The sequence below is a fragment of the Brevibacterium sp. CCUG 69071 genome (genome assembly GCF_021023135.1).
Classification (GTDB): domain Bacteria; phylum Actinomycetota; class Actinomycetes; order Actinomycetales; family Brevibacteriaceae; genus Brevibacterium.
On the sequence record NZ_PGFV01000003.1, the window covers coordinates 386530 to 399446 of the forward strand.

Sequence of the window (12917 nt, forward strand, 5' to 3'; positions counted from 1 at the left end):
CCGGTGGACGATTGCTGAGTCTGTCAGCGTATCTGCAGACAATTTCATGACGGCCCGGTGCCCGGCGGCTTGCCGTGAGGCCGTAGACTGAGAAGTGATCAGTACACCCCGACACCGAAGGATTGGGAATGTTTATGTCGAAGAAGTCAGCTCGAGATCCGTTCGCTTCGAAGCTCGATTCCGCGAAGAAGACGTCACTCCGAGTCCTGGCCGATGCCAGCGAGGCCGCAGCCCCCAAACTGCGTGATGCCGCTGACAAGGCACGCCCCCAGGTCGAGGCCCTCGCTGAGAAGGCCCGTCCGCAGGTCGAGGCCCTGGCCGACAAGGCCGAAGAGCTCGCCGATCGCGCTCGTCCCCAGGTCGAGGCACTGGCCGAGAAGGCCAACGATCAGGTTCACGCCTGGGCCGACAAGCTCGAGTCCTACCGCCCCGAGGCCACTGAGCGGGCCGGCAAGTTCGCGTCGAACGCTGCGAACTCCCTCGCCGCGATCGAGACCCCGCAGCTCATCGATGACCTCGCGGTGCGTCTGACCGGCGACAAGAAGGCCATGAAGAAGGCCCGCAAGGCCCTCGGCAAGGCCGGCAAGCGGATCCAGAAGGACACCGCGCAGAAGTCCGGCGGCAAGGCCGCACTCGTGTGGACCCTGGTCATCGGCTCGGCCGCCGGCATCGGCTACTACGTGTGGAAGAAGGCCCAGCCGGTCGAGGATCCCTGGTCGACCCCGCTGCCGAACAACCGTCCCGCCGATGCGCGTCCGGTCGGTTCGACTCCGGCTTCGCGTCAGGGCACCGCCCCCGAGGTCTCGCAGACCGCGGTCCCGGAGACCAAGGCCGGCGACGAGTCCGCGACTCCCGCTCCGAAGCCGGCTGTCAAGCCTGCTGAGTCAACTGCTCCCGAAGGCGCCGACAACACGGACGCCAAGCACTGAGCATGACCCTCGGCTTCCCAGCCGAGGACAGTGAAATCGCCGAGGCGGTCCCCCGACAGGGTGGACCGCCTCGGCGTTTCTCGTGGTTGGGTCGCGTCTCAGAGCACCTCGCGGGCGCCCGGGCCTCCGCGGGGGAAGCGGCCGGAGATGCGGGCCGCGATCAGGCCCGTGATCGTGAATGCCAGGGTCGCTGCGAGGATGAGCAGGATCGGTGCGGTCCACCCCTGCGTCGTTGCGTTCAGCCAGCCGGCGAACGGCGGGGCGAGCGTGGCAGCCAGGTAGCCGCCGCCCTGCACCCTCGCCGAGGCGGACGCGGTTTCCCGGTCGCTGCCGGCGCTGCGGGCGATGATCGAGAAGATCGCGGTGAATCCTCCGCCCTGGGCGATACCGCCGGTGATCGCCCACAGCGCATAGGAGTCCGGGGCCAGCAGGAGGCCGATGGGCAGCGAGAGCCAGAGTGCGGCGACGATCGCCACGGGCATCCAGGGTTTGGCCTTGACCGCGAGCAGCGGCACCCCGAAGGCGCCGACGATCGCCGAGATCTGGAACAGCGAGGCGGTCCCACCCGCGGACGAGGCATCGAGTCCGATCGTGTCGGCCAGGTATGAGGGCAGCCAGGTCGTCGTCGTGTAGTAGGCGATCGACTGCCCGCTGAAGGTGATCACCAACAGCGCGATGACCCGACGGAACTCGACGGGCGCCTCCCGCCAGGGCCGTTTGGCGGCGGCCCGCGCGGACGCATCGGACGCCGCCTGCGCGGACGCATCGACCGTCCCGGCCGCAGCTCCCGCCTCGGCGCCGGAATCCGCACCGGCAACCGCGGTGCCGGAATCCGCGGCACCCGGATCCCCCGCACCGCCTCTGCGACGTAGGCGGGCACGGACGACGAGCAGCCAGAAGACGAAACCGATCACAGCGAGCACACCCCAGATCGCCACGGCCCAGCGCCAGCCGAAGGCCGCGGCCATCGGAGGCGTGCCGATGAGCGTGGCCATCGAGCCGATGTTCATCATCGCCGAATACAGGCCGGTGACCATCCCGACCTGGTTCCACGAGACCTCGCGGCGGATGATGACGGGGACGACGATGTTGCCCAGGGTGATCGCCAGGCCGATGATGCCGGTGCCCACGAGCACCAACCAGGGCGGCCCGACCGAACGCAGAACGGTCCCGAGCAGCACTCCGGACAGGCAGGACAGAACGGTGGCTTCGGCGCCGATACGCGGGATGAGCTTCCCGGCCAGCGGGGTGGCCACGGCGAAGAGCAGCACCGGCAGTCCGGTGAGCAGGCCGAGGCCGGCACTGCTCAGCCCCGTGTCCTCACCGATGTCGCCGAGGACGGCGGTCGGGGCGATGATCGGGGTGCGCAGGTTGAGCGCAAGGATGACGATGCCGAGGATGACCCACGGCAGCATGCCCCGGGTGGGGGTGCGGCCGGCGCGGCTCACATGCGCTCGGGAACGCGGATTCCGAGCACCCCGAGCCCAGCCTCAAGCACCTCGAGGACGATCGAGGACAGCCGCAGACGCGAATCACGCAGCTCTGCGGTCTCGGCGATGAGCACCGGGCACTGCTCGTAGAAGCTCGTGAACGACTGCGCGAGATCGAACAGGTAGGTGCACAGCCGGTGCGGCGCGGACCCGGCGGCCACCTCGGCGAGGACATCGGAGAATCCGAGGATCGCCAGGGCGAGCTCACGTTCTGCGGCCTCGCCGAGGCGGATGTCCGCGCTCGTGTGCGCATCCGCGGCCACGCCCTCCGCTCCGGCCTTGCGCAGGATCGAGCGGATCCGGGCGCCCGCATACTGGAGGTAGGGGGCGGTGTTGCCGATCGGGGCGAGCATCCGGTCGAGATCGAAGGTGTACGAGGTGTCGTGGGCGACCGAGAGGTCGGCGTACTTGACCGCGCCGATACCGACGATGCGGGCGACCTCGGCGGCCTCCTCGGCGGTGAAGTCGACCGTCGAGTCCTCCAGGGTCGTCTTCGCCCGGGCCACGGCCTCCTCGAGGAGTTCGGCCAGACGCAGGGGCGCCCCGGAACGGGTGCGCAGGATCTTGCCGTCGGAGCCGAGGACGTTGCCGATCTTCACGTGTTCGGCGCTGACGGTCTCGGGCAGCCAGCCGGCGGCGCGGGCGACGCTGAAGACCATCTCGAAGTGCATGGCCTGCGGGGTGCCGACGACGTAGAGGACGCGGTCGGCTTGCAGGTTGCGGGCCCGGTTGCGGATGGCCGCGAGGTCGGTCGTGGCGTAGCCGTAGCCGCCGTCGGACTTGCGGATGATCAGCGGCAGCGGTTCGCCCTCGCGGCCGGTGAAGCCTTCGGGGAAGACGCACAGGGCGCCATCGCTGATCCGGGCCAGGCCTGTGGCCTCGAGCTCTTCGCAGACCTCGCCGAGGACGTCGTTGTAGATGCTCTCACCGGCGAGGTCCTTGTCCTCGAGGGTGACGTCGAGCATCGTGTAGATCCGGTTGAAGTAGGTCCGGGAGTACCCGAACAGCGTGTTCCACAGCGCCAGGGTGTCCTCGTCCCCGCCCTGCAGCTTGACGACCCGTGCCCGGGCGCGGGTGGCGAAGGCTTCGTCGGAGTCGAACTTCACCCGTGCCGCCTGGTAGAAGGCGTTGGGGTTGTCGGCGACCTCCTGCGCGGCTTCGGAGTCGACGCCGACGTCGAGGAGGTGCTCGATGAGCATGCCGAAGGGGGTGCCCCAGTCGCCGATGTGGTTCTGGCGCACGACGGTGTTGCCGAGGAATTCGTGGGTCCGGGCCAGGGCGTCGCCGACGACGGTGGTCCGCAGGTGGCCGACGTGCATCTCCTTGGCGACGTTCGGGGCCGAGTAGTCGATGACGATCCGCTGCGGGTCCTCGTTGACCTCCGCCTCGGCGGCCGTGCCTTCCGCCAGCTGAGCGGCGAGGAAGTCGGAGGTGAAGCGCAGGTTGATGAACCCGGGTCCGGAGATCTCCGGGGGCTCGCAGATGTCAGCGAGGTCGAGGTGGTCGACGATGGCCTGGGCGATGTCGCGCGGCTTCGACCCCAGCTCCTTGGCCAGCGGCAGGGCGAGGTTGGCCTGGAAGTCGGCGAACTGACTGCTTCTGATCACGGGATCGCGACGCGCGAAGTCCTCACCGAAGGCCTGCGAGAGGGCGGCGGAGAAACGATCGTGAAGCAGTGAAGTCAGTGTCGGCATGCTCCTATTCTATGGCTCGGTGCAAGTTGCCTGGGCATCATCTCACCGCCGTGGGCCGCGGGCGACACAGCTTGTAATGTGGGTCACGTGACTTATCTTCGGTACCCCCACATCAATGGCGACCTCCTCACCTTCACGGCCGACGACGACGTCTGGCTCGCATCCTCCTCAGGTGGGAGGGCATGGCGTCTGACCTCGGATCACGTTCCGGTCCGCTCACCGCGGATCTCCCCCGACGCCGCCCATGTCGCGTTCGTGTCCTTCCGCGACGGCCATCCTGAGCTGTTCCTCGCCGAGGTGGCCTCCGGTTCCCTGCGCAGGCTGTCCTGGCTGGGTGGTTCGGCGATGACGATGCTCGGCTGGGCCGATGACAGGCACATCCTCGTCGGCTCGAACGCCGGGGAGTTCGAAGTCCGCAACCATGTCGTGAAGTCCATCGGCCTCGACGGCAGCGTCGAACGACTCCACCTCGGCCGCGCCTCGGGTCTGGCCCGTCACCATTCGGGGCTGACCGCGCTGTCGACCCCGTTCTCCCGTCCGCCCGCGCACTGGAAGCGCTACCGCGGAGGCACCGCACCGAGGCTGTGGCTGGGTCACGCGGCAGCCGACGGGGGCGGCGCTGACGCCGTCGGCACCGCCGCCACCTCGGCGGACACTGCCACCTCGGCAGACGCAGCCTTGAACTGGCGGCGCCTGCTCCGCGACGAGGAGGCCTCGCTGACCGATCCGCTGTGGGTCGGCGACTCCCTGGTCTTCACCTCCGATAAGGCCGCGACGTTCCCGCAGAATGCCGATGAGCAGGCCAACCTGTGGATCTGGGACGGCCTGGCCGCACAGCCCGGCTCCCCGACAGTCGAACCCGCCGGCGAACCTCGCCAGTTGACTTTCCAGACCGCCGCCGAAGGCTACGTCCGCGATGCCACGAGCGACGGCACCCGCATCGTCTGGCACAGCCACGGTGAGATCAAGATCCTCAACAGCCTCGACGCCGCCGTTCGGACCCTCGACGTGCAGCTGCCCGGCACCCAGGTGCAGCCGCTGGCGCTCGATCCCACGTCCGGCATCGGCAGCGTCGCTCCCGATCACGGGGGCAACGCCTCGGTTATCGAATGGCGCGGCAAGACCTTCTGGCTCGCTCACCGGGAGGGACCGGCCCGCGCTCTGTGCGCGGATTCGGCGATCCGCACCCGCGAACCCGTGGTGCTGGGGCAGACCGGACAGGCCGCGTACATCACCGATGTCGAGGGCGAGGACGGTATCGAGGTCGCGTCCCTGACCGGGGGCAAGCCGCCTCGGCGGATCGGGGCGGGCGCCCTCGGTCGGGTCCTCGCCATGAGCGCGGATCCTGCCGGCAGAACCCTGGCCACGATCTCCCACGACGGCAGCATCCGGCTGACCGAGGTCGGCAACGGCCGGACCCGGTTGGTCGGGCATTCGGGATTCGGTGAGGCCACCTCGGCGCGGTTCTCTCCGGACGGACGCTACCTCGTGTGGTCGCAGCCGACCCAGGGCGAGGAGCAGCTGGGGCGGCTGATGATCGCCGATGTGAAGTCCGATCGGGAGGGGCAGGCGCTGACGGCCGGGAAGTACAACGACTTCTCGCCCGCGTTCACCCGCGACGGCAAGTACCTCGTGTTCCTTTCCGACCGCACCTTCGACCCCTCGTACAACCAGCATTCCTTCGATCTCTCGTTCAACGGTGTGACCCGTCCGTGGCTGCTGCCGCTGACCGCGACCGAGCCCGCGCCGTTCGGCCCGAGCGCCGCCGGCTGGGCGATCAGCGATCTCACCGAGGACTCGGAGAAGGCGAAGAACGAGAAGGCCAAGGCCGAGAAGTCCGGGGTCACCACCGCCGAGGTGGATCTTGAGGGCGCGGAGGAGAGGATCGTTCCGTTCCCCGTCTCCTCCGGTGTCTTCCGGGATCTCGAAGCGTGCGAGGGCGGTGTGCTGTGGCTGCGCACCGGTGATGCCGAGGACGGTGAGATCGGGGACAAGCACGCCTGGGATGCCGGTGAGAAGGCCGCCGAGGTGATCCAGTACTTCGACTTCGCCAAGCGCAAGGTGCTCACTATCGTCGACAAGGCCGATGAGTATGCGGTCTCCGGAAACGGCAAGCTCATCGTCGTCGGCACTGACGGCGAGTACTCCGTGGTCCCGGCGAACCGGAAGGTCGAGGGTGACGACGACGATTCCGTGTCCGTGGATCTGTCCCGCCTGCGCTTCGAACTCGATCGGCGGGCCGAGTGGCTGCAGATGTTCGAGGAGAACTCTCGGATCATGCGCGATCACTACTGGCGCGCGGACATGAACGGCGTCGACTGGGAGGGTGTGACCCTGCGGTGGCGTCGGGTGGCTGCGAAGGCGCTGACCCACGACGACATCGTCGACATCCTGTGGGAGACCGTGGGCGAGCTCAACACCTCGCACGCCTATGTCACTCCGGCCTCGGCGCCCGGCGATAAGTCGAAGAAGCTCGGCTTCCTCGGCGCCGATCTCGAACGCACACCTCAGGGCTGGACGATCGCTCGCATCCTCCCCGGAGAGAGCAGTGAGCCCGGAGCCAGATCACCTCTGAGACAGGCAGGAGTCGGAGCCCAGGCCGGGGACATCATCACCGCAGTCAACGGACAGCCCGTCGACGAGGCCCGGGGTCCGGCCGCCCACCTGCAGGGGGCCGCGGACTCGATCGTCGAGCTGACCCTGCGGCGCGGCCGCAAGGATCGAGTGGTGACGATCGTTCCGCTGCCCGGCGAGGAGAAGCTGCGCTACCAGGACTGGGTTCGCTCCCGTCGGGAGTATGTGGCCGAGAAGTCGGGCGGTCGCATCGGCTACGTCCACGTTCCCGACATGATGGCCGGCGGATGGGCGCAACTGCACCGCGATATCCGGCAGGCCATGTCCTGTGAGGGCATCGTCGCCGATGTCCGCTTCAACCGCGGCGGTCACACCAGCGCTCTGGTCGCCGAACGCCTCGCCGATCGGGTGATCGCCTGGAATGCCGCCCGCAGCTATGACTCGATGGTCCCCGATCCCGAGGATGCCCGGCGCGGGCCGGTGGCCTTCGTGGCCAATGAGTTCTCCGGTTCCGACGGCGACATCATCAACGCCCGCGTCCAGGCCAAAGGCATCGGCCCGGTCATCGGCGTGCGCACCTGGGGCGGGGTCGTCGGCATCGACGGTCGCTATGAGCTCGTCGACGGCACCGGAGTGACCCAGCCGCGGTACGCATTCTGGCTCGAGGGCAAGGGCTGGGACGTGGAGAACCACGGTGTGGATCCCGATATCGCGGTCGAGCACGATCCTTCACAGCTCTTCGCTGACGACGATCCTCAGCTCGACCGGGCCATCGCCGAGGTGCTCGCCGGCCTGGCCTCGGCACCGGCCGCACAGCCGCCGGGGTTCCCGGCCCCGCGGGTGCAGGCGCCGCCGCGGACCCAGGAGCACGCTTTCGGAGAGCCCGACGTAGGTGACCCGGACGACCCGGGGGCCTGACAGGCGGCGGAGGTCTCCGCCGCCGCTCATGGCCGGCTTCGCCTTCAGCTGCCGGCTTCGCCCTCAGCTCTTCTGCTCGACCGGCACCAATGCCCACAGGCCGAAGGCCAGCAGCACGAAGCCGGAGATGACCCCGCTGAAGATCGGGATGAACGCCGGGATCGAGGCGAAGAAGGCGATGAATCCGGCGATGCCGCAGAGGGTGACGACGGTCGCGAGGACATGGAATCGGTTCAGCTTGAACACATATCCCAGCGCATAGAAGTGGGTGCCGACGACGAAGGCCACCCAGGCCACGCCGAGTTCGGGGTGGCCGAGGCTCGAGAGCACCCGGGCCCCGGCGAAGAGTGCGATCGCCTCGATGAGGACGATGATCCAGTACGCTCGGCCGAACGGCGGCTCGCGACGGCGCCCTGGCTCACGGTCCTCCGCTGACATCGTCTGCCTGTGTTCGGCCCGGAGACGCAAGAGGGATCGCACCGCGACAACCGCAATGGTCCCGAAGGCGATGATTCCCGTGGCCATGACCAGCGTCCGGCCCAGCGAGGAGAACGATGAGCTGTTGATGATGAGGAACAGCAGTCCGAATGCCCCTCCGATCAGGGCACCGATCTCGGCTCCCTCGGCGGTGCGGGGTCGGGTGGCGGGGGATTCGGGCATCGTCGTCCTGTCATGGTGAGCGCGTCGACCCTGTTGACCGACACAAGTGTGGCGCTCGTGCACGCTCCATTCTTACACCGCTTCGACCCCCTGGACGGGGAATTGCCGCGATTGATTGCCGTCAGCTTCTGCGTCCGGATCCCAAGTGCATTCGGTCGCGCCGCCGGCCAGGCGGTCCGTCGATCCGAGAGTCAGGCGGACCGAGGCCACGCAAAGGCGCGCTCAGATGCCGTAGAACTCGGCGAGGTCGTCGGTGGTGACATTGGCACCGCTCGTCGCGGGAATGATGTCGGCGGCAAGGACACGGGTCGCGGCATCGCCGCTCGGATGCCCTTCGACCCGGACGAACGCCGTGTCCGTTCCGGGCTGGTCCACGTAGGTTCGAATGATCGTCTCCAGGACCGCGCGCAGGGAGTCGGCCACTTCGTAGGAGCTGCTGCCGGCGAGCGTGAGCACCCCGCCGATCGTGGTTCCGGCCGAGAAGCTGTCCTGGAACTGCACCTCGCCGTCCAGATGCTCCGGCATGGCTGTGACCGCGGAACGGAGGGCATCGGCGACCGCGGCCGGGTCGGTCTGGGCCTGCCGAAAGCATCCGGAGAGGGCGATGCCCGCGACTCCGAGTGAGGCGGCAAAGAATCCGCGGCGTCCGAATCGTCCCATGCGGTCATTGTGGCATGGGCGAGCGCCCGGCCGCGGTCACACGACCGTCTCCGGGTCACTTACGCACCTTTTGCCATTGGGCAAGACCTGCCCGCCCCACCTCAGACGCTCATCAGCCGCTCATCAGAGGCTCAAAGGCACACTGGATTCGTCGGTCAGCGCGAGGAATCCGAAGGTCTCCTGCAGATAGAGTTCGACGGTCTCGCTGTCGTGGCTGTGGTACCCGATCGACAGGTCCTGGCCGAGGTGGAGCTCGTAGTCACCCCCGCGCGTGGAGACGAGCAGCGCTCCCTCGAGGGCGGGCGCCCAGATGATCTCTCCGGCGCCGAGCTGCCGGGAGAGGTGCTCGCGGATCGGGTAGCCGTGGTCGGTGGACTCGGAGACCTTGGTGTACTCCGCGGAGGAGAGCAACAGGCTGTAGGGCCCGTCGACTCCCACCGTGCGCAGCACACTCAGCGCCTGGGCGACGGCGTCCGCGAAGTCCTCGACGGCGTCGGGGATGGCCACTGCGGCATTCGAGCTGCCGGGAACGATTCCGCCGATCCCGGCCGCATCGAGCCCGTGGAGAATGGCCCGATCTTCAGCCATCGCGATCGTCGTGGCCGCATCCTTGACGGGCTGCCAGTCCGAGTCACCGGACCCGCGGGCCACGTCATCGATGGCCTGCCGAGTCACGGTGAACGGAGTCCGCAGCTCGATGTATTCCTGCACGATGCGCTGCTTGACCTGCAGTCCGCTCGTCTCCGACTGGACGTCCCGGATGTGGCCGGTGGTCACCGCGGAGGTCTCGAAGCCCGTGGGCCCTTCGACATCGACGATCCGGCGGCCGGCGATATTGCGTTTGAATGTCCGCCGAGCCTCCTCCTCGATCTCCGCCCAGGCCGGGCCGGGGATGGGGGCAAGCTCGCGATAGAGGTTATTCACTGGTCTCTCCTTCTCAGGCTGCCGATGCCGAGGCTGTCGTCGACCGGTGCGGGGTCGTCGGCTGATGCGGGGTCGGGTGGGTCTGTTTCCTCGACCCTCGCCGAGGCGGAGGCCGGGTCGTCGTCCTGCGTATCGGATGGCTCGGCGGCGGCGAGCTCTCCGTCGGGATCGTCGAGGAATTCCTGGGAGGGGACGAAGAAGAGGCCGCCGGTCTGCGCGGTCGAGAAGTCGAGGATCCGATCGTAGGTGCCGCGGGGGTTGCCGATGAACATGTTCTCGAGCATCTGTTCGGTCACGCTGACGTCGGCGGCGTAGCCGATGAAGTAGGTCCCGAACTCGCCGGACTCGACCGATCCGAAGACCATATTGTCTCGCACAATCTTGTGCTCGGTCCCGTCTTCGTCCTCGATCGTGTTGAGGATGAGATGGGAGTTCGGCGCCTTGTCCTCGTCGGGGAACTCCATATCGGAGAGTTTGTGCCGACCGAAGGCCGCCTCCTGGTCCTCGACGCTCAGCGCCTCCCATGCGGCCATGTCGTGGGTGTACTTCTGCACGATCACATAGGTGCTGCCCGCCGGGTCGTCTCCGCCGGTCGGCGTGAACACCGAGTCCACGGCCTCCTGATCCTCGGGGTTCTCGGTGCCGTCGACGAAGCCCATGATGTCGCGTTCGTCGAAGTAGCGGAAGCCGTGCACCTCGTCGACGACGGACACGGCGTCACCGAGTTCGCCGACGAGCTGGCGGGCGAGTTCGAAGCAGAGGTCCATCCGCCGGGCCCGGATGTGGAAGAGCAGATCTCCGGGGGTCGACGGCGCGGTGTGGACGTCTCCGCGCTGTTCGATGAAGGGGTGCAGCCCGGCCGGGCGCGGGGCATCGAACATCCGGTCCCAGAGCTGGGCGCCGATTCCGGTCACGCAGCTGAGGTGATCTTCGCGAGCGCGGAAGCCCACGGACCTGACCACCCCCGCAATGTCGCCGAGGAAGTCCTTGGCCCCCGCCTCGGCGCCGGATCTCACGGTGAGGACGAGGAACACGGCGGCCGGAGCCGGCGGACCCAGCACATGCTGCGGCGTCTTTCCGTTCGGAAAGGCCTCGGTCATGACCGTCACTGCATCATCTCCTCGCGAAGTGAGTTCGCCGTCGACGTGCCCTGCATCATCACAACGGCGCTTGGCTCGCCATTATACGCTTCGAGCGCGAACATGGAATGACCGTCGAACTTGCTTCTTCTCACCAGTGCTGACCTGCGCTTCTGTCCGCTCCTTGCATCGCCGGAGACGCGTCATAGACTGAAGACGACCACAGAACGGAGGTCACTGATGGCCGCACAGAAGAACGCCCGGGTCCGCCGCATCTACGATGACCCGGAGAACTCCGACGGCACCCGCGTCCTCGTCGACCGGGTCTGGCCGCGCGGAGTCAGCAAGGACAAAGCCGAGCTCGACGACTGGGCGAAGGCCGTCGCCCCATCGACCGAACTGCGCAAGTGGTACTCCCACGACCCGGAGAAGTTCGAGGAGTTCTCACGTCGATACCGAGAGGAGCTCAAGGCCGAGGAACCCGCCGAGGCGCTCGAGAGCCTGCGGGGATACGCGAAGAGGGGCACGCTGACTCTGCTCACGGCCGCGAAGCGCGATGACATCAGCCAGGCGAGGGTGCTCGCGACGATCATCAACGGCGGATGACACCGCGCCGAGGTGGGAGCCACCTCGGCGCCGGTGGGAATCCGAGCTTCCAGGAAGGACACGACCATGGACGAGATCACCCCGGACACGCGTGACTGGGCCGAGGTCATCGACGGCGGGTGCGCCGAATGCGGCTTCACCGGAGTCGAGGACGTCAGCACCGCCCCGGATGAGATCCTCTCCGCCGCCCAGGCTTGGGAGGCGGTGCTCAGTCGCGCCGATGCCGGCCAGCGTGCGGATCCGCATCGGTGGTCGGCGCTCGAATACGGGGCACATATGCGCGACGTCCTCGACCTCTTCCGCGAGCGCACCCGGCTGATGATCGCCGAGGAGGGGCCCACCCTGCCGAACTTCGACGGGGATTCGGTCGCCCTCGAATCCGACTACGCCCATGCCGACTCCGCCGAGGTGTTCGCCGGCTTCCGCTCGGCCGCCCAGGGATATTCGGCGCAACTCGCCGACGTCGCCAACGACGAATGGAATCGCAAGGGATACCGGGCCGATGGTCGTGAGTTCACGATCACCTCGCTGACCAGGTACGGTCTCCACGAGGTCAAGCACCACCTCCAGGATGTGGGTGTCTGAACCTCGGGGCTGCGCTCAGGAGAAGATGCCCCACACCACGGCCCCCACGACAGCCGCGACGAAGAGCAACGACCACGGGCTGCCGAAGTTGACCGTCCATCCGATGCCGACGCGCTTCGGAACGAGGAACGCCGGATCGCGCGGACAGAAGTAGAACAGGCCGAGCTTCCAGTTCGCTGCGTTCTCACGCAGCTGCTTCCTGACTTCCCTGTCGGTCGGACTCATCGTGGACTGCCTCCTCGGGTTCGGTGTGCGGGTCAGCAGCCATCATTGCGGATCAGTACGCATCATGGTGCCCTGCCGTCACGGTACACCTGTTGTGATCGCCGGCGGCCGTGCGTCCACCGCCTCGGCCGGGGCTTCCCTGTTCACAACGTGTCGAGGAAGTACATCTAGCCTGGGTCCATGTCACTTGTGTGGGAACAGTCCGTCATCGACGCTCGCGAACCGCATGCTCTAGGACGGTGGTGGGCCGAGGCGCTCGGGTGGGTGATCGTCGATGAGAACGAGACCGAAATCGAGATCCGCGAAACCCCCGAACGTCTGCCCGGACTGATCTTCGGCATCGATGTTGAGCCGAAGACCGTGAAGAACCGGATGCATCTCGATTTCCGTCCCGACGACCAGGCCGCCGAGGTGGCCCGTTTCCTCTCCCTCGGCGCGAAGCGCGTGGAGATCGGCCAGACGGGCGACGAACCCTGGGTCGTCCTTGCCGACCCCGAAGGCAATGAGTTCTGCATCCTGTCCTCTCGCAGGGCCTGAGCACCGCTTCTCCGAGCCCGCAGAGCTCCATGAAGA

General features: G+C 67.6%; 12 protein-coding genes. 5 read left to right on the plus strand and 7 right to left on the minus strand.

Annotation, left to right across the window (positions count from 1 at the left end; all coding sequences use genetic code 11):
• The first annotated feature begins 134 nt into the window (after positions 1-134).
• Positions 135-929 (plus strand): apolipoprotein A1/A4/E family protein, encoded by a 795-nt coding sequence (locus CV023_RS10965; RefSeq protein WP_230745669.1) that lies wholly within the window; start codon positions 135-137, stop codon positions 927-929.
• Positions 930-1027: 98 nt separating this feature from the next.
• Here the strand turns inward: CV023_RS10965 and CV023_RS10970 are convergent, their stop codons facing one another.
• On the minus strand, positions 1028-2377 hold the full coding sequence (locus CV023_RS10970; protein ID WP_330166657.1) for an MFS transporter: 1350 nt from the start codon (positions 2375-2377) through the stop codon (positions 1028-1030).
• Positions 2374-4113: an arginine--tRNA ligase gene (argS, locus tag CV023_RS10975; protein ID WP_230745670.1), complete on the minus strand. Its 1740-nt coding sequence runs from the start codon at positions 4111-4113 to the stop codon at positions 2374-2376. Before argS ends, CV023_RS10970 begins: the two co-directional genes overlap by 4 nt.
• Positions 4114-4200: 87 nt before the next feature.
• Between argS and CV023_RS10980 the strand changes: the two genes are divergently transcribed.
• A complete protein-coding gene (locus tag CV023_RS10980; RefSeq protein WP_230745671.1) occupies positions 4201-7605 on the plus strand; it encodes a S41 family peptidase in 3405 nt (1134 codons plus the stop codon).
• Between the two features lie 63 nt (positions 7606-7668).
• Here the strand turns inward: CV023_RS10980 and CV023_RS10985 are convergent, their stop codons facing one another.
• The 4 genes from CV023_RS10985 to CV023_RS11000 form a co-directional block, all read right to left on the minus strand.
• Positions 7669-8265: a hypothetical protein gene (locus CV023_RS10985; protein WP_230745673.1), complete on the minus strand. Its 597-nt coding sequence runs from the start codon at positions 8263-8265 to the stop codon at positions 7669-7671.
• Positions 8266-8487: 222 nt separating this feature from the next.
• A complete protein-coding gene (locus tag CV023_RS10990; protein ID WP_230745675.1) occupies positions 8488-8925 on the minus strand; it encodes a hypothetical protein in 438 nt (145 codons plus the stop codon).
• 123 nt (positions 8926-9048) lie between these two features.
• The gene (locus CV023_RS10995; protein ID WP_230745677.1) at positions 9049-9849 is read right to left on the minus strand and encodes a family 1 encapsulin nanocompartment shell protein; all 801 of its coding nucleotides are present in this window, start codon (positions 9847-9849) and stop codon (positions 9049-9051) included.
• Positions 9846-10949 (minus strand): Dyp-type peroxidase, encoded by a 1104-nt coding sequence (locus CV023_RS11000; protein ID WP_230745869.1) that lies wholly within the window; start codon positions 10947-10949, stop codon positions 9846-9848. Before CV023_RS11000 ends, CV023_RS10995 begins: the two co-directional genes overlap by 4 nt.
• A 219-nt stretch (positions 10950-11168) precedes the next feature.
• Here CV023_RS11000 and CV023_RS11005 point away from each other — a divergent pair, with 219 nt between their 5' ends.
• Together CV023_RS11005 and CV023_RS11010 are read left to right on the plus strand one after the other, a co-directional pair.
• Positions 11169-11534, plus strand: a complete 366-nt coding sequence (locus CV023_RS11005; RefSeq protein ID WP_230745678.1) for a DUF488 domain-containing protein — start codon at positions 11169-11171, stop codon at positions 11532-11534.
• Positions 11535-11600: 66 nt separating this feature from the next.
• On the plus strand, positions 11601-12119 hold the full coding sequence (locus CV023_RS11010) for a DinB family protein (RefSeq protein ID WP_230745679.1): 519 nt from the start codon (positions 11601-11603) through the stop codon (positions 12117-12119).
• A 15-nt stretch (positions 12120-12134) separates the two neighbouring features.
• Here CV023_RS11010 and CV023_RS11015 read toward each other — a convergent pair whose 3' ends face one another.
• Entirely contained in the window at positions 12135-12344 is a 210-nt protein-coding gene (locus CV023_RS11015; RefSeq protein ID WP_230745680.1) for a DUF5808 domain-containing protein, read from the minus strand.
• Between the two features lie 180 nt (positions 12345-12524).
• Here CV023_RS11015 and CV023_RS11020 point away from each other — a divergent pair, with 180 nt between their 5' ends.
• Entirely contained in the window at positions 12525-12881 is a 357-nt protein-coding gene (locus CV023_RS11020; RefSeq protein WP_230745681.1) for a VOC family protein, read from the plus strand.
• Positions 12882-12917 lie beyond the last annotated feature (36 nt).

Coding starts and splice junctions, on each gene's coding strand:
- CV023_RS11010 (WP_230745679.1), top strand. CDS start 11,601: ATGGACGAGATCACCCCGGACACGCGTGACTGGGCCGAGGTCATCGAC.
- CV023_RS10965 (WP_230745669.1), top strand. CDS start 135: ATGTCGAAGAAGTCAGCTCGAGATCCGTTCGCTTCGAAGCTCGATTCC.
- CV023_RS11000 (WP_230745869.1), bottom strand. CDS start 10,949: ATGACCGAGGCCTTTCCGAACGGAAAGACGCCGCAGCATGTGCTGGGT.
- CV023_RS11005 (WP_230745678.1), top strand. CDS start 11,169: ATGGCCGCACAGAAGAACGCCCGGGTCCGCCGCATCTACGATGACCCG.
- CV023_RS11015 (WP_230745680.1), bottom strand. CDS start 12,344: ATGAGTCCGACCGACAGGGAAGTCAGGAAGCAGCTGCGTGAGAACGCA.
- CV023_RS10985 (WP_230745673.1), bottom strand. CDS start 8,265: ATGCCCGAATCCCCCGCCACCCGACCCCGCACCGCCGAGGGAGCCGAG.
- CV023_RS10990 (WP_230745675.1), bottom strand. CDS start 8,925: ATGGGACGATTCGGACGCCGCGGATTCTTTGCCGCCTCACTCGGAGTC.
- argS (WP_230745670.1), bottom strand. CDS start 4,113: ATGCCGACACTGACTTCACTGCTTCACGATCGTTTCTCCGCCGCCCTC.
- CV023_RS11020 (WP_230745681.1), top strand. CDS start 12,525: ATGTCACTTGTGTGGGAACAGTCCGTCATCGACGCTCGCGAACCGCAT.